15 protein-coding genes are annotated in these 15873 nt (G+C 61.1%); 10 read left to right on the top strand and 5 right to left on the bottom strand.

The features are described from left to right. Positions 1-5: 5 nt before the first annotated feature. Together LRS06_RS09285 and LRS06_RS09280 are read right to left on the bottom strand one after the other, a co-directional pair. Complete coding sequence (locus tag LRS06_RS09285; protein WP_257871240.1) at positions 6-731, bottom strand: glycosyltransferase family 2 protein; 726 nt, start codon at positions 729-731, stop codon at positions 6-8. A gap of 166 nt (positions 732-897) precedes the next feature. Further along, positions 898-1689 carry an SDR family oxidoreductase gene (locus LRS06_RS09280; RefSeq protein ID WP_257871239.1) on the bottom strand — a complete coding sequence of 264 codons (792 nt, stop codon included), beginning with the start codon at positions 1687-1689 and terminating at the stop codon, positions 898-900. Positions 1690-1821: 132 nt separating this feature from the next. Here LRS06_RS09280 and LRS06_RS09275 point away from each other — a divergent pair, with 132 nt between their 5' ends. The 9 genes from LRS06_RS09275 (at position 1822) to LRS06_RS09235 (ending at position 10082) form a co-directional block, all read left to right on the top strand. Continuing rightward, on the top strand, positions 1822-2358 hold the full coding sequence (locus LRS06_RS09275; protein WP_257871238.1) for a 3-hydroxyanthranilate 3,4-dioxygenase: 537 nt from the start codon (positions 1822-1824) through the stop codon (positions 2356-2358). A gap of 21 nt (positions 2359-2379) precedes the next feature. Next, positions 2380-3456, top strand: a complete 1077-nt coding sequence (locus LRS06_RS09270; protein WP_257871237.1) for an amidohydrolase family protein — start codon at positions 2380-2382, stop codon at positions 3454-3456. 114 nt (positions 3457-3570) lie between these two features. Beyond that, positions 3571-4110 (top strand): hypothetical protein, encoded by a 540-nt coding sequence (locus LRS06_RS09265; protein ID WP_257871236.1) that lies wholly within the window; start codon positions 3571-3573, stop codon positions 4108-4110. A gap of 39 nt (positions 4111-4149) precedes the next feature. Then, positions 4150-5454, top strand: a complete 1305-nt coding sequence (locus LRS06_RS09260) for a hypothetical protein (RefSeq protein WP_257871235.1) — start codon at positions 4150-4152, stop codon at positions 5452-5454. A 132-nt stretch (positions 5455-5586) separates the two neighbouring features. After that, positions 5587-6063 (top strand): hypothetical protein, encoded by a 477-nt coding sequence (locus LRS06_RS09255; RefSeq protein WP_257871234.1) that lies wholly within the window; start codon positions 5587-5589, stop codon positions 6061-6063. Beyond that, positions 6047-7402 carry a hypothetical protein gene (locus LRS06_RS09250; protein ID WP_257871233.1) on the top strand — a complete coding sequence of 452 codons (1356 nt, stop codon included), beginning with the start codon at positions 6047-6049 and terminating at the stop codon, positions 7400-7402. Before LRS06_RS09255 ends, LRS06_RS09250 begins: the two co-directional genes overlap by 17 nt. Positions 7403-7444: 42 nt before the next feature. After that, positions 7445-8728, top strand: a complete 1284-nt coding sequence (kynU, locus tag LRS06_RS09245) for a kynureninase (RefSeq protein WP_257871232.1) — start codon at positions 7445-7447, stop codon at positions 8726-8728. Between the two features lie 113 nt (positions 8729-8841). Further along, the gene (locus LRS06_RS09240; RefSeq protein ID WP_257871231.1) at positions 8842-9480 is read left to right on the top strand and encodes a hypothetical protein; all 639 of its coding nucleotides are present in this window, start codon (positions 8842-8844) and stop codon (positions 9478-9480) included. A 2-nt stretch (positions 9481-9482) separates the two neighbouring features. Beyond that, a complete protein-coding gene (locus tag LRS06_RS09235; protein ID WP_257871230.1) occupies positions 9483-10082 on the top strand; it encodes an alpha-ketoglutarate-dependent dioxygenase AlkB in 600 nt (199 codons plus the stop codon). An 89-nt stretch (positions 10083-10171) separates the two neighbouring features. On the opposite strand, the gene LRS06_RS09230 is transcribed toward LRS06_RS09235, so the two are convergent. Next, on the bottom strand, positions 10172-12877 hold the full coding sequence (locus tag LRS06_RS09230; protein ID WP_257871229.1) for a TonB-dependent receptor: 2706 nt from the start codon (positions 12875-12877) through the stop codon (positions 10172-10174). A 394-nt stretch (positions 12878-13271) separates the two neighbouring features. Between LRS06_RS09230 and LRS06_RS09225 the strand changes: the two genes are divergently transcribed. Further along, a complete protein-coding gene (locus LRS06_RS09225) occupies positions 13272-14645 on the top strand; it encodes an NAD(P)/FAD-dependent oxidoreductase (protein ID WP_257871228.1) in 1374 nt (457 codons plus the stop codon). A 66-nt stretch (positions 14646-14711) separates the two neighbouring features. Here the strand turns inward: LRS06_RS09225 and LRS06_RS09220 are convergent, their stop codons facing one another. Next, positions 14712-15110 carry a hypothetical protein gene (locus LRS06_RS09220; protein WP_257871227.1) on the bottom strand — a complete coding sequence of 133 codons (399 nt, stop codon included), beginning with the start codon at positions 15108-15110 and terminating at the stop codon, positions 14712-14714. A 153-nt stretch (positions 15111-15263) separates the two neighbouring features. Then, positions 15264-15800 (bottom strand): hypothetical protein, encoded by a 537-nt coding sequence (locus LRS06_RS09215; RefSeq protein ID WP_257871226.1) that lies wholly within the window; start codon positions 15798-15800, stop codon positions 15264-15266. Positions 15801-15873: the final 73 nt, after the last annotated feature.

Below are 15873 nucleotides of genomic sequence, written 5' to 3'. Positions count from 1 at the left end.
CTGAATTATCTGCCCAGCAGCCCGTAGCGCGCAATGCAGTAGATGGCCCGAAACCCGTCGCGCCAGCCAATTTTTTTCCCCTCGGCGTAGGTGCGGCCATAGTAGCTGATGCCCACCTCGTAGATGCGCACGCCGGGGATGCGGGCCACTTTGGCCGTCACTTCGGGCTCGAAGCCGAAACGTTTCTCTTCCAGGTGCAGACTCTGAATAATGTCGCGGCGGAACAGCTTGTAGCAGGTCTCCATGTCGGTCAGGTTCAGGTCCGTGAACATGTTGGAGAGGAAGGTGAGGACCTTGTTGCCGATGCTGTGCCAGAAAAACAGGATGCGGTGCGGGTTGCCGCCCATAAAACGCGACCCAAACACTACATCAGCAAAGCCTTTGAGGATGGGCTTGAACAGCAGGTTGTATTCTTCGGGGTCGTACTCCAGGTCGGCGTCCTGAATGATAACGTAGTCGCCGGTGGCTTCGCGGATGCCGGTGTGCAGGGCCGCGCCTTTGCCCTGGTTCACGGCGTGGTGGAGCAGGCGCAGGTTCAGCTCGGGGTACTGCGCGGCGTAGGCAGTCAGCACCTCGGCCGAGGCATCGGTGGAGCAGTCGTTCACCAGAATAATTTCCTTCCGGATGCCGTTCACCAGCTCCAGCACCCGCAGCCGGTCCAGAATCTGATGCACGGTGGGTGCCTCATTGTACACCGGCACTACAATAGAAAGGGTATCGAACTTAACCAAAGGATTGGATGGCTGAATAGGTGTCGGACTGGGCGGGTGGTTCGATAGCTGAGCTCCGGAACGGCTAAATGGTTGCACTTCTGTATAGTAGAATGCTTTTCTGGCTGAGGCTCAAGCAAGCAAGTCAGACCAGCAATTTGCCTGCTCCATCAGCCCGCTATTCACCCTATAAGCTGCTGGTGCGGCCGCCATCCACCGGCACGTTGATGCCGTTGATGTAGGCGGCGGCAGGCGAAGCCAGGAAAGCTACGGCAGCGGCTACTTCGTCGGCCAGCCCGAAGCGGCCGGCCGGAATCAGGCGCAACATGCCGGCCTCTACCTGCTCGGTGGTCTGGCCGGTCTGGGCGGTTTTCTTTTCGATGAGGGACGTATGCCGCTGGGTGAGCGTGGCTCCGGGCAGCACGTTGTTTACCGTGATGCCGTGCGGACCCAGCTCATTGGCCAGGGTTTTGGCCCAGTTGCCCACGGCTCCGCGGATGGTGTTGCTCACGCCCAGGCCCGGGAGCGGCTGCTTTACGGAGGTGCTGATGATGTTGATGATGCGCCCGCGCCCGCGCTCCTGCATGGCCGGTACCACCGCCTGGGCCAGCAACTGGTTGCAAACCACGTGCTGCTCAAAGGCCGCCCGCAGCGCCTCCAACGGCGCTTCCAGCAAAGGGCCGCCGGCCGGACCGCCGGTATTATTTACCAGAATATCGAAGCCGGCCGGGTGAGCGGCCAAGTAGGCGGCCACGCGCTGCTGCACCTGCACGGGCTGGGCGTAGTCGGCCACGAGGTAGGAGTGGGCCTGGCCGGCCGGAGCAGGCAGGCTGGCGGCTACTTCGCGCAGGCGGACTTCGTTGCGGGCCAGCAGTACCACGGTAGCGCCGAGGCGGGCCAGCTCTTCGGCCACGGCCTGGCCGATGCCCTGGGTGCTGCCGCCCACCAGCGCGACTTGGGAACTAAGAGAAAGATTCACGGAAACATGGGTTAAGCAAGGCGAAAGGTAGAAACTTACGACCGTAGGCCGAAAATTGCCCTCGTAATTCCGACCTTAGGCCGGCCGACAGGTGCTCGGCTGCCGTTTGTTCTCGCCCAATTCTCGCCCGCTATGCCCGTTGCCCGCCCCTTCAACTTCCAGCAGTGGATAGATGAACACCGCCATTTGCTGAAGCCCCCGGTAGGCAACCAGCAGGTGTTCAAAGACAACAAGGATTTTATTGTGATGGTGGTGGGCGGCCCCAATGCCCGCAAAGACTACCACGTAGACGAAGGCGAGGAGCTGTTCCTGCAAATTGAGGGCGACATCGTGGTCAAGATTATCGAAGATGGCAAGCCGGTCGATATTGAAATCAAAGCCGGAAGCATGTTTCTGCTACCGGCTGGTGTGCCCCACTCGCCCCGCCGGCCGGCCGGTACGGTGGGGCTCGTGCTGGAGCGCTACCGCACCGCCGGCGAACTGGACGGCTTTCAGTGGTACTGCGAAAACTGCGGCAACAAGCTCTACGAGGAGTTTGCCGAAATCACCGACATCGTGGCCCAGCTGCCGCCCATCATGAACCGCTTCTGGCAGGACGAGCACAAGCGCACCTGCCAGGTGTGTGGCACCGTGATGGCGCCGCCCGCACCAGCAAAGACCGAGGAGTAGGGAATGAAGAACGGCTCTTCCATGAGTGCATCCGCTGACTCCTCATTCCTTACTCCTCATACCTCATTAGCGGTAGACATTCACACCCACATCCTGCCTGAGCGGTGGCCTGACCTGCGGGAGCGGTACGGCTACGGGGGCTTTGTGCGGCTGGAGCACCACAAGCCGTGCTGCGCCCGCATGATGCAGGACGACAAGTTCTTCCGTGAAATTCAGGACAACTGTTGGGACCCCCAGGTGCGGATGCGCGAGTACGACCAGTTTGGCGTGCAGGTGCAGGTGCTCAGCACGGTGCCCGTTATGTTCAGCTACTGGGCCAAGCCGCTGGATACGCTGGACCTGAGTTGCCTGCTCAACGACCATATTGCCGATGTGGTGAGCCGCTACCCCACGCGCTTTGTGGGCCTGGGCACGTTGCCCATGCAGGCGCCCGATCTGGCCGTGCGGGAGCTGGAGCGGTGCGTGAAGGAGCTGGGGCTGGCCGGCGTGCAGATTGGCTCCCACATCAACGACTGGAACCTCGACGCGCCCCAGCTGTTCGAGGTGTTTGCGGCGGCCGAGGAGCTGGGTGCCTGCGTGTTCGTGCATCCCTGGGACATGATGGGCCAGCAGAAGATGCCCAAGTACTGGCTGCCCTGGCTCGTGGGCATGCCCGCCGAAAGTACCCTGGCGCTCTGTTCATTGGTATTTGGCGGAGTGCTGGAGCGGCTGCCAAAGCTGCGCGTGGCGGTGGCCCACGGCGGCGGTACCTTTGCCAGTACCATCGGCCGCATCGAGCACGGCTGGCAGGTGCGCCCCGACCTCTGCGCTGTTGATAATCCGGTGAACCCGCGCGAGTACCTGGGCCGGTTCTGGGTCGACTCGCTGGTGCACGACCCGCTGATGCTGGACTACCTGGTGAAGACGCTGGGCGCCGACAAAATCACGCTGGGCACCGACTATCCGTTTCCGCTGGGCGAGCTGGAGCCCGGGCAGCTTATTCGCTCCATGCCTTTCTCCGACGATATCAAAGCCCGGATGCTGGGCCAGAACGCGCTGGACTGGCTGGGCTTGCCGGCCGCGCGGTTTGCGCCGGGGCTGCTGCACCATCACCACTGATCTGGTTGAAAGCTTCCCTGGATAGGAAGCTACGGCGCCGCGCGGTAGCTTGCGCCGCCGGTGCTGCCCATGTCTGGTAGGGAAGCTCGGCTTACTGCTCTTCTGAATATTGCTATGGCTACACTTTTCCGGCGTCAGCTACCAGCCGTTGTGGCCTTGCTGCTACTGGCTGGCTGCTCTACTCCGCCTCCCACGGCCTGCGTGCTGCTGGACACTGATTTCGAGCAGTTTGATGCCTGGGGCGTGCCGGCGCCTCCTTTTCTGACATCTGACCAGGCTCATTCCGGCCGCTTTTCCTACCGCATTCTGCCCGGCGCCGAGTACGGCGGCAGCTACCTCACGAAGCTGGATAAGTGTGCCACGTTGCCTCGCAAGCTGCGTGTAAGCGGCTGGGTGTACGCCCCCAGCGGCCGCATCCGTACCACGTCTATTGTGGTGCAGGTGGTATGCCACGGTCGCCGCCCCGACGTGTGGGAGGCCCTGGATGTGTCGGAGAAAGTAAAGCGCTACCAGGTGTGGGTGCCCGTGCAGAAGTACATTCGCCTGCCCGCCGACCTGGACCCTTCCGATGAAGTGAAGGTGTACGTGTGGCACCCCGACCTGACCGGCGAGGCCGCCTTCTTCGATGATATCAAGCTGGAAGGCTGGCAGTAGCGACTTTTTCACTTCTGTAGGCTCTTTACCTCTACGTCCGTGTCCGATTCTGCGGCCTTTTTTCCGGCTATCCTTTCCCGCTACCGCAGCGTGGCCGTGGTGGCGCTGCACGTGCTGCTGCTGGCGGCCTTCACCTCGGCCCTCTACGCGTTTGGCATCATCCGCTTTCTGCCTTCCCACGAAACGCTGCTGCGCTGGGACGTTATCTGGTACGAGCAGATCCGGCAGCACGGCTACACTTACTCGGCCACGGGCATGAGCAACGCCGCTTTCTTCCCGATGCTGCCCTACGTGTGGCGGTTTTCGGGGCTGGGGCTGCGGGGCATGGGTCTGCTGAATGCCGCTATGTTCCTGGGGGCTTCAACCTGGCTGGCGCACCAGCTGCGCCTGCCGGTCCGGCTGCAGCTGCTGCTGCTATCCACGCCCTTTCTGCTGTTTATGGTAGTGCCGTACACGGAGGCGCTGTTTTTTGTGTTCAGCACGCTGCTGGTGGTGGGGCTGCGGCGGCGCAAGCTGCTGTGGTGGGTGCTGGGGCTGCTGGGTTGTGGGCTCACCCGCTCGGCCAGCACTATGTTCACGCCGGCGCTGCTGTTTATGGTGGCTATGTGGGCCATGCAGCCCGGCCAACGCGGTACGGCCCTGCGCTGGGGTGCGGCGGGCCTGGGCGCGCTGCTGCTGTCCATAGGCCTGGTGGCGGCGGTGCAGTGGTACCAGACCGGGGAGCCGTTCGGGTTTATCCTCGCTCAAAAGCACTGGGGCCACACCATGAAGCGGCCGAACTTTCCCTTTACGGATCCTTCGGGTACCGATGTGCTGTGGCTGGATGCGCTGGCCCTGTGGCTGGGGCTGGCGGCCGCGGGCGTATGCACCTGGCTGACCTGGCGCTGGCTGCAGTGCTGGCGCACCGGCCGGGCCATGCCCCCGCTGCCGCCCGAGCTGATTTTTGCCCTGGGCTACTGCGTGGGCGTCACCCTGTTTATTCTGCTCTACCAGGGAGGCAGCCTCTGGAACATTGGCCGCTACATTTTTGCCACGCCTTTTCTGGTGGTGATACTCGCGCACTGGGTTGCGCAGCCCGCCTGGCCCTGGCGGCGCTACGCCCTGGTTGCGGCAGCTACTATGCTGCTCTGGCAGCTGTTCGGGGTATATTCGCTTAACTTCGACAGCTTTAGTACCGGGCAGGGGATATGGTACTTCGGCCTCACTACGCTGTACCTGCTGACGTACCTGGCCTGGCGGCAGCTGCGCTGGCAGCGCGAAGCTACTATGCTGCTTTACAGCTTCAACCTGCTGATGCTGCTGCACATGCTGGATGGCTGGCTGCAGTACTACGTGATTCAGTAAGGAAACTACTTTAGCAAACTACATCCAGACTACACAGCATGCAGCTTAGCAACGCTATATCTTCTTCCAAATACTATGACTGCTGAAACGAATGTGGTTTCCGGGCTAAGGCAGGCTGCTGGGTTAGGGCTAATGCTTCTACTGACACAGTGCAGCATGGTGCCGGGCACTATCATTATGCAGAATGACTTTGAGCAGGCCGGGCAGGCCAACCCGCGCCCGCCCGAAATCAGCGACGAGCTGGCGCACTCCGGCAATTTTTCCAGTAAGCTCACCAAGGAAATGGCCTATGGGCCCACTTGGGGTGCCAAATGGGAAGAGGCGCAACAGCCCCGCAAGCTCCGGGTGCAGGCTTGGGTCAACCTACCCAACCATCACCAGAAAACGGCTTTTGTAGTGGAAGTTGTGCGCAACGACACCACGCGCTACTGGAAGACGCTAAGCATTCATGCCGTAGTCAAACGCTTCCATCAGTGGGAGTTTGTGTGGAAAACCTTTGTGCTGCCCCACGACGTGGGCCCGGGTGATTATATCCGGGTGTATTTGTGGCAGGCTGGGGAGCGGCAAGTATTGTATCTGGACGATTTTACCATTGAAAAAGTATCCTGACGCCTTGGTGCCGCCCCCGGGTTTGCCGGCGCCGGCTAATCCCCCAGCTTGGTATAGGCGGTGGTACGCGGCCGGCCGCTGCAACCGCGTTTTTCTGCTGGCCTTTCATCTGTTGCTGCTGGTAAGCGTTTACACGGCACTGTATTGTTTTGGCCTCGTGCATCGCCTGCCCACCAGCCAGGGCCTGCTGAGCTGGGACTCCAACCTGTACCTGTCCATAGCTAAGGAGGGCTACGATGACCCAGGGGTGGGCAAAAATGCTTTCTTCCCGCTGTATCCGTATTTGTGGCGCTACCTGGGCGTAGGTCCCGTCGGCATTAGCCTGCTCCTGACGACCTGTACCATGGTGGGCGCGGCTATACTGGCGCGCACATTCCGGCTCACTGGCCGGCAGTTGTTGGTGGCGGTATCGTTGCCTGCTCTGGTGTTCACGCTGGTGCCCTATAGCGAAGGGCTTTTTTACGTGTGGGGTGCCCTGTTGCTGCGGGGGTTGCACCGGCGCAACCTGCCGCTTACGCTGGTGGGTATGCTGTTGTGCTGTCTGACGCGGGCCGCCACCACGCTCTTCCTGCCAGCCTACGTTTTTGCGGAGCTGCTGAGCTGGGACTCCACCGAGCGCCGGCGCTGGCTGAACCTACCGGCCGGCCTGCTGGTGATGGGTGCCGTCACGGCCACCATGATGCGGATCTTTTACATCAAGACGGGTGATGCGTTGGCTTTCTACCACGTACAGGCCAAATGGGAGCATATCTTTCGGGAGCCCATCTTTCCGCTGCAAAGCTCCGCCGGTATCGATATTCTGTGGCTGGATGCCGTGGCCTTGCTGGTTACGTGGCTGTCGGCGGTGGCGTGCGCGGTGCTGGGCAGCTGGTGGCTGCTGCACTTGCTGCGAGTAGTGCAGCGGCCGCTCCCGGTAATTTCCAAAGCCGTCTTGTTTTCCCTAGGGTACGCTACCGGCACCGGTTTCTACATTATGATGTATCAGGGCGGCGACCTGGCCAATATCAACCGCTATATGCTGGCCACGCCGTTTGCGGCCGTGCTGCTCTGGCAGATGTGGCAGCTGCAACCCGCAACCAAATGGCCCGTGGCAGCGGTGGTAGCGGGCTGCTTGGCGGTAGCATTGGCGCTGGGCTTCCCGTTTCGGCTGGAAAGTTTCCTTCCCTACCAGGCTGCCTGGTACTTTGGGCTGTATACGCTCTATGTATTGGCTTATTTGTTTATCAGTAAAGGCACCTCGCCCTGGTACCGCGAAATAGCCACGGGCCTTTACTTGGTGAACCTGGTGGTGATGGCGCATTTGCTGGATTTGTTTCTGGCCTTTATCTGGCTTGGCTGATCTGCCGACTCGCACCGCCGTCCTGCCTATCTTTACCCACCCATGACGTTTCCCTTCGAACCAACTCCTGAGTTTGCGGCCCGCCTCGACGAGCAGGACCCGCTGCGCCTTTTCCGGTCCCAGTTTCATATTCCGCTTGCGCCCGATGGGCAGGAAGCCGTGTACTTCTGCGGCAACTCCTTGGGCCTGCAGCCGCGGGCGGCCCGCGCCGCCGTGGAGCAGCAGTTTGCCTCCTGGGAAGAGCGGGCCGTAGAAGGCCACTTTCTGGGCGACGACCCCTGGATGCACTACCACCAAACCCTTACCGATGTGACGGCCCAGCTGGTAGGGGCCCGGCCGCTAGAAGTGGTGGTGATGAATAACCTTACGGTGAACCTGCACCTGCTGCTGCTGAGCTTCTATCGGCCCACGCCTACGCGCTACAAGGTGCTGATGGAAGGCGGCGCTTTCCCCTCCGACCAGTACGCGCTGGAAAGCCAGGTGAAGCTGCACGGCTTCCGGCCCGACGACGCCATTGTGGAGCTGATGCCGCGCCCCGGCGAGCATACCCTGCGCACCGAGGACATCGAAGCTACCATCCGGGAGCTGGGCGACTCGCTGGCCACCATCATCCTGGGCGGGGTGAACTACTACACCGGGCAGGCATTTGATATGGCTGCCATTACCCGGGCCGGCCACGCCGTGGGCGCTACGGTGGGCTTCGATCTGGCCCACGCCGCTGGTAACATTGAGCTGCACCTGCACGACTGGGACGTGGACTTTGCCTGCTGGTGCTCCTACAAATACCTGAACTCCGGCCCCGGCGGCACCAGCGGCGTGTTTGTGCACGAGCGGTTTGCCCACAGCCCCGAGCTGCCGCGCCTGGCCGGCTGGTGGGGCCACGACCCGGCCGAGCGGTTTCAGATGAAAAAAGGCTTCCGGCCCATGCCCGGGGCGGCCGGCTGGCAGCTGTCCAACGCCCAGATTTTTCCTTTGGCCATTCATCGGGCGGCTCTGGCCATTGTGGCCGAAGCGGGTGGGATGCCCGCGCTGCGCCGCAAAAGTGAGTTGCTTACCGGCTACCTGGAGTTTCTGCTGCGCCGCCTGAACCTGCCGGCTTCCCGCCTCGAAATCATTACCCCCACCGACCCCGCCCAGCGGGGCTGCCAGCTTTCCCTGCTGGTGCACGAGGGCGGCCGGGCGCTTTTTGAGCACCTGGCGGCGGCCGGCATTATTGCCGACTGGCGCGAGCCCAACGTGATTCGGCTGGCGCCGGTGCCGCTCTACAATTCTTTCCGGGATGTGCAGCGGGCCGGCGCCGTGCTGGCCGCCTGGGCCGAAGTATAAGATTCCGGGCAACTTTCACCGGGTGCCCGTGGTTTTACGTTGGTATATCCTGACCGCCGGAGGGCTTCCTCCATTTGAGCTAAAGTGCCATGTATGAAGAGTATGCGGAGAAGATGAGCCGCAAATCCCTGCCCGAGCTGTACCTGTACGTGCACAAGCGCGGGGAGTACCGCGAAGATGCCGTGCTGGCCGCCCTCGACGAGCTGGCCCGGCGCGGGGAACATCCGGCCGAAGCTGCGGCCATCCGCGCCGAGCTGCAGCCCATTGTGGAGCAGCAGCAGGAAGAGAAAAAGCAGCTGGCCGTCCGCGACGTGGAACCTACGGCTGCCACTGCTTATGTGCCCACTGAGGATACCGGCCCCGCGCTGTACACTCCGGGGACGATTGTGCTCTTTTCGATGCTGTTCTCCTTTCTGGCTGGCGGTATCCTGCTGGTCATGAATATGTTCCGTCTCAAGGAGCCCGGTAAGGCTATTCGGGTGGTAGTATTTATGGTAGCCTTTCTGGCTGCCCAGTACTATGGGCTGCTGTGGCTCAATGCAGAATATGGTCCGCAGATTCAGGTCGCTCAGGTTCAGATAGTTAGTGTTGTGGTGAACTTCATTGCGGTTCTCATATACTTGCTGTATTTCTGGCCACGCTATGTGGGTGCCCAGCCTTACGTCAGTCGGCGTTGGCTGCCAGCTTTGATAGTTTGCCTTGTACTGCTATATGCTCTGTTTAAAGTGTATATGGCGGGCATAGCTAAATAAAAGTGCCCCTGACGCTGCTTTCCCGGCCGCAGGCCGAAGTATGGCTGGACGAGAATTTTCTGCCGGCTGCTACGGCTTCTCGGCTGCTCGCGGAGCTGTTGGATACTGTGCCGTGGCGCCAGGAATCCATTACGCTTTTCGGGAAGCCCCGGCTCCAGCCCCGCCTTACCGCCTGGTACGGCGACGCCACCTCGCACTACCGCTACTCCGGCCTCACGCTGGTGCCCCTGCCCTGGACGCCTACGCTCCAGCAACTGCGCCGGCAGGTAGAAGCCGCCTGCAGCACCTCGTTCAACAGCGTCCTGCTGAACCTCTACCGCTCTGGCCAGGATAGCATGGGCTGGCACGCCGACGACGAGCCGGAGCTGGGGCCTCAGCCGGTTATAGCTTCCTTGAGCCTGGGCGCCACCCGTCGGTTCCGCCTCAAGCCCAAGCCCCGCGCGGGTATTGAGGCGGAACCAGTCTCACTGGATATTGCCTCGGGCAGCTTGTTGATCATGCGCGGCCCTACGCAGCAGCACTGGCTGCACGCCGTCCCCAAAACGGCTCTGCCCGTCGGCCCACGGCTCAACCTCACGTTCCGCCACATTGTGGCTGGCTGAGCAGGCAGAGCTATACGGTGGGTAGGAAAGAAAAAAGGCCTTCCCCGAACAGGGAAGGCCTTTTTATAGGTACTTTCTTTAACTGAAATCTACTTCAGGTTGAAGAGCAGACCCACATATGCCAGCCGGCCGATGTTGGGGCCGCCGTACACCTGCGTGTTGTTCTGGTCCAGCAGGTTCGAGCCGCCCACCTGCAGCGTGGTGTTGATTTTCGGCAGGTTGTAGCCCACGTAGGCATCAAGGCTGCTGTAGTCGTCGAGCTGACCCACGGCGAAGGGCATTTCATAGAGGTGGCCCTGAGCCCAGCGGTAGTTCACCGAGTAGTTGAAGTTGTTTACTGCCACGCCGTTTACTCCGATGTTGAACTTGTGCTTGGGCGTGTTGAAGAACGTCTGGAAGTCTGCGGGCAGCTCTTCATCGTCCAGCAGGTTGAGCGAGTAGTTGCCGGTCAGGTTGAAGGCCTTGGCGAAGTAGTACGTGAGGCCCAGCGCGGCGCCCTGGGTGTTTACTTCCTGGCTGGCGTTGGTCCAGGCCTGAATTACGCGGGTATTGGCCGTGGCGCCCTGGAATTGGGTAGGCGCACCGGCCTGGAGCTGCTGCGGAGTAGGCTGGCTACCGTCGCGGTTGCTGATAAAGCGGCGGGCCCCGATGAAGTCATTGTACTGGTTGCGGTAGTAGTTTACGTCGAGGTACAGCTTCTCAACCAGGATGCCTTTGTAGCCGACTTCTATCGAGTTCAGGCGCTCCAGCTTCAGCGGATCGATGTTCACGGCCGACAGGTCCGTGGTGCTGTAGCCCTGGAAGCCGTTATCCACGTTGCCCAGAATCAGTACCGGCCCTACGTCGAGGCGAATATACTGGTCGAGCTGAGTGGGTGAGCGGAAGGCGCGGCCGTAGGAAGCGCGGAAGTTGTGCTGCTTGCTTTCCCCGGCCGAGTACACCACCGAGGCCCGCGGCGACACGGCCGGGTCGAAGTTTTTGAACCCATCGACGCGCACGGCCACGGCCAGCTTCAGGCGTTCTTCCAGCAGCTTGTGCGTCAGCTGCGTGTAGCCGCCCAGCTCGTGGTTCTGAATCCGCTCCGTGTCGTCCGAGAACAGGTTGCCATTGGAGCCCAGGCGGAATTTCCGGTAAGCACCACCCACAATCAGGTCGGTCATATCACCGAACTTGAAGTTATACTGAGCGTTGCCTTCGTTCAGCAGGGAGCTGGGGCTGAGCAGTGCGCCCTTGCCGGGCGTTGCATCCTTGATGATCTGGTCGCGCAGCTCCTGAAAGCGTGGGCTATTGGGGTCAAGCTGCGTTGCATCAGCCTGGGCTTTGGCTATAGCCTGAGCCTGCTCGGGGCTGGCGCCGCCCGCCCGGGCCTGCTTGTAGGCACCATTGTAGGTACCGAAATACACGTCTGCGTTGCGCGTTGTGCTGCCTTCCGCTACCGGAGCCGTCTGAAGAAAGGAGCCCAGGAAGTTCAGGTCGTAGGTATCGGCACCGTAGTCCTGCACCGACTGCCCGCGCAGAAACCAGTTCGTGCCCCTGATTTCGCCGTGGTACTGATTGGTGCCAAAGTTCTTCAGCCGGTAGCGGCTGCTGCTCTGGTAGCTGGCATTGCCGCGGGCTACGCTGGCCCCAACCGTCATTTTGATGTTGTTCGTGAGCAGATACGAAATAGTGGGCTGCACCTTCAACGATTTAGCCTTGTCGTCACTGCCGACCAGGATTTTCTCATCGAAACCCGGCATGAACACGGTGCGGCCATACAATTCTTCGGATACGATATAGCTCTTGGTGGGGTCCGTGGGATTAATCCGGTTCTGAGACTGAGAGAAGGTGTTGCCCACGTCTCCGTACCGGTTCACGGCATCGTAGCCTAAGGGGGAAGAAGCGTCGTGCCCGGCATTGGTGGGCACCAGGGTAGCGCTGGTAGGCGCATAGTTGCTGGCCAGCCAGTCGTCGGCCGTCAGGTAGGAGCCTACCACTTTGAAGGCAAATTTCTCGCCCAGCTTTTTGGCGTAGCGCAGTTGTCCGTCGAGGTAGCTGCGCTGGCCGCCGCGCAGCCGCACGCTCAGGCCTTCCGTCGAAAAGGGGTCTTTCGAGTTCATCAGCAGCACGCCATTGAAGGCGTTGGCACCGTACAGGGCGGAAGCCGGTCCGTGGATGATTTCGATGCTTTCCAGGTCCAGCTCGGGCACCCCAAGCAAGTTGCCGGAGTTGACGTTCAGGCTGGGGCTTTGCGTATCGAAGTAGTCGGTAAGCTGAATCAGGCGCTCCGACTTGGCCGAGTTGAAGCCCCGGGTGCTGATGCTGTTCATCAGCAGGCTGCTGCTGTTCACGTCAATGCCTTTGTAGTGATTGAGGCCTGCCTGCAAATCAGCCGTGGGGATTCGCTCAATTTGCTGGCGGTTGAGCTTCTCAATGGTTACCGGCGCCTGCAGAATGCCTTCCTCCACGCGGGAGGCCGCTACTACCACTTCGTTGGTGAAGGCCACGGTGGGCTTCAGCGCCAGCTTCAGGCTGGCATCGGGGCTGGTCAGGGACACTTCCTGGGTTTCGTAGCCGATAAACGACACCGACAGCACCACTGGCCCGTCGCCGAAATCGGCCCGCAACTCAAACTTGCCGTCCCGGTCGGTGCTGGTGCCTACGAAGGTGCCCTTCAGGAAAACCGTAGCCCCGGGGAGCGGCTCGCCCACTTCGGTTTGTACTAAACCGGTAATAGCCGCTTCCTGCTGGGCCAGGGCCGACTGCGCCACACTGCAAAAGAGCAGCAGCAGCCAGAATGAATAAATTTTCCTCATACAGATATGTTGAAAGGGTGTGTGCAGAATTGGGCCCCAAAGATACGGGAATCTACCCTAACGGCCGCAGGTCGGCTAAGCCGCGCTTGTGGTTTTTGTTATATTTCGCCGTTTGCTCGGTGAACGGTATTCTCTGCCGGTTGTAGTGACTTCGGTCGTGTAGTCTTTGCTATTGGAACACCGCAGGCTATGTAGCCAGTAAAAAGGTCAGACAGGTAATGTGGGGCCGTGAGGCTGGTGGGGTGCTTGTAAAAGCAGAATTAAAATAGTGCTATCGGCTGAACGCGGCTCGTGCTCCTGGATGTGGCGGGTTCTTTGGTTCCGAACCAGGTTAGCGGCAACGGAACTTGCTCTCATTCGTCTTAGATTGCACGCCTGATTTTTACCCCGTTCTATGCCCACCCCAGCCACCGTTGCCACTCCCGAAACTTCACTCACCATTTTAGGCGGTGGCCTCGTAGGCTCACTGCTGGCTTTGTACCTGGCCCGGCGCGGCTTTCCCGTGCAGGTGCTGGAGCGCCGCCCCGACCCGCGCCGGGCGGGCCCCATCGAAGGCCGGTCCATCAACCTGGCGCTGTCGGATAGAGGGTGGCGGGCGCTGGAAGGCGTAGGCATTGCCGAAGAAATCCGGCAGGTGGGCATCCCCATGTATGGCCGCGTGATGCACGACCAGCAGGGCCAGCTTACTTCGCAGCCCTACGGCACCAAAGATCAGGCTATCTACTCCGTGTCGCGGGCGGGCCTCAACCGCACTTTGCTGGATCTGGTAGAGCAACAGCCCGGCGTGCAGGTGCGCTTCGAGCAGCAGTGCCTGAATGTGGACGTGCGCAACCACGTCTTGGAGCTGCGCGACGTACCCACCGACTCGGTGTATAAGCAAGCGTATAGCCGCCTGTTTGGGGCGGATGGCGCCTACTCGGCGGTGCGCGGTGCCCTGCAGAAAACCGACCGGTTCGACTACTCCCAAAGCTACCTGGAGTATGGCTATAAGGAGCTGAATATTGCGGCCGGGCCCGATGGCAGCTGGCAGCTGGAAAAGCACGCGCTGCACATCTGGCCGCGCGGCCAGTACATGATGATTGCGCTGCCCAACCTCGACGGCACGTTCACCTGCACGCTGTTTTTTCCTTACGAAGGCCCGCATTCCTTTGCCGCCCTGCAAACGCCCGCGCAGGTAGCGGCGTTTTTTCAGGAAGTATTTCCCGATGCGGCCCCGCTTATGCCGGAGCTTACCGAGGACTTCTTCCAGAACCCCACCGGCTCCCTCGTCACGGTACGGTGCTTTCCGTGGTCGTACCAGGACTCTGTCTTGCTGCTCGGCGACGCGGCCCACGCCATTGTACCCTTCTACGGGCAGGGTATGAATGCCGGCTTCGAAGACTGCACTATCCTAAACCAACTGCTGGGCGAGCAGGACCACGACTGGCTGGCTGTGTTCGACACCTTTGCGCGCCAGCGCAAGCCCAACACCGATGCCATGGCCGAAATGGCGGTGTACAACTTTGAGGAAATGCGCGACCGGGTGGCGGATCCGCGTTTTTTGCTTCAGAAGAAAATCGAAAGCAAAATCTCCGCTCAGTATCCCGACCAATGGGTGCCGCTTTATCCGCAGGTCACGTTCTCGCACACGCCCTACGCCGAGGCTTGGGCCGACGGGCAGCGCCAGGACCAGATTATGGCGCGCCTGATGCCCCACATCCACTCCGAAGCCGACTACGACCAACCCGAGGTGCAGGCGCTGGTAGCCCAGGAAATGGCGGCGCTGTAGCTCGCAAAAACGATGGCCCAGCCTGCGCGCAGCAGACCGGGCCTATGCTCGAAAGTAGAAAGAGAATCAGAAGCGCGGGGCGCTCAGCCGCACTACGGCCATGGGCTGCTGATCATCGAGCCAGAAATAGGTAGCCAGCTGACTTGGGCGCAGCACGCGTCCCAGGGAGGCAAGGTAGCGACGCTCGGCCCGGCGGGCGGCACCGGGCAGGCGGTGAGACGCCTGTTGTTTGCGGCGCAGGTGAGCGTAGGTGCAGCGTTCCAGCTGCCGGCTCTGCTCGGCACTCAGATCCAACGCATCGGTCAGGTAGTCCGTGAGCTGCCGGGCACGTTGGCGGGGCATTTCATGCGCCCCCGGGCCTCCCTGGCCCGCGGCTACACTTGGTACTGCGGCCTGGGCGCTGCCCACAAGCAGTAAGCTGCCCATCAGCAGGCCCGAAAAGCGAAGGGAACGGAGCGTAGACATAACAAAGGCGTGGAAACGTACAAGGAAATAGCCGTAGTCTACAAAGATAGACTTTTGTAGCTGGTATCAGCTTCTGCTCTTACCCTATTCCCTGTGGGTCAGCCTGTAAAGCGAGGAGTTGACCTGGGTTGTCGGTTCGGTTATCAGCGGAAACTACCGGCCCAGCAGTATCACGCCCAGCCCAGTGCCGAGCCCCAGCAGCAGGCCCGCCGCAACCTGCGCTTTGGTATGGGCCCGCAAAATCAGCCGCGCCCAGGCCACGGCCGCAGCCAGCACTAGGCCGGCGGACAAGCTTAGGTAAGTGGTCGGGAGAGCAGGCTGCTGCCCCCAAAGAACCAGCAGCATGGCCAGGGCGCCCCCCATGCCCACGCCGTGCGCGCTTATTTTCCACCAGAAGGTAATGATGAACGTGAGCGTCACGGCCAGGGCCATACCTGCGAGCAACAGCGCCAGCAACGAGTGCGCGCCAGCCAGCTGCGGCACCAAGTAAGCCGCGCCGCCAAAGCTGAGAGAAGCCAGCAGCAGGGGACCATAGCGCTGCCGCCGCTCCCCCAGTTGCAGCGAGCTGACGCGCCCGAACGCATACAGCACCGCAGTGCCCAGCGCCGGAACTCCAAACGTAAGACCGGCTACCAACGCAGCTACAAATGCAGGGCGCGCCAATGGCGCTACCGGCAGTCCGTACGCCAACCACAGGACCAGATAAGTAGGGACCAGCAGCGGGTGAAAAACGACGGACAGAAAATGAGGAATGGCAGACTTG

Source organism: Hymenobacter sp. J193, from assembly GCF_024700075.1.
In the GTDB taxonomy this organism is placed as follows: Bacteria; Bacteroidota; Bacteroidia; order Cytophagales; family Hymenobacteraceae; genus Hymenobacter.
This window is presented reverse-complemented; position numbering and strand designations above follow the sequence as displayed.

Excerpts from the sequence above, each read along its gene's own strand:
- LRS06_RS09275 (WP_257871238.1), top strand. The coding sequence starts at position 1,822 with ATGCCCGTTGCCCGCCCCTTCAACTTCCAGCAGTGGATAGATGAACAC.
- LRS06_RS09270 (WP_257871237.1), top strand. The coding sequence starts at position 2,380 with ATGAGTGCATCCGCTGACTCCTCATTCCTTACTCCTCATACCTCATTA.
- LRS06_RS09265 (WP_257871236.1), top strand. The coding sequence starts at position 3,571 with ATGGCTACACTTTTCCGGCGTCAGCTACCAGCCGTTGTGGCCTTGCTG.
- LRS06_RS09255 (WP_257871234.1), top strand. The coding sequence starts at position 5,587 with ATGCTTCTACTGACACAGTGCAGCATGGTGCCGGGCACTATCATTATG.
- kynU (WP_257871232.1), top strand. The coding sequence starts at position 7,445 with ATGACGTTTCCCTTCGAACCAACTCCTGAGTTTGCGGCCCGCCTCGAC.
- LRS06_RS09240 (WP_257871231.1), top strand. The coding sequence starts at position 8,842 with ATGAGCCGCAAATCCCTGCCCGAGCTGTACCTGTACGTGCACAAGCGC.
- LRS06_RS09230 (WP_257871229.1), bottom strand. The coding sequence starts at position 12,877 with ATGAGGAAAATTTATTCATTCTGGCTGCTGCTGCTCTTTTGCAGTGTG.
- LRS06_RS09225 (WP_257871228.1), top strand. The coding sequence starts at position 13,272 with ATGCCCACCCCAGCCACCGTTGCCACTCCCGAAACTTCACTCACCATT.
- LRS06_RS09220 (WP_257871227.1), bottom strand. The coding sequence starts at position 15,110 with ATGTCTACGCTCCGTTCCCTTCGCTTTTCGGGCCTGCTGATGGGCAGC.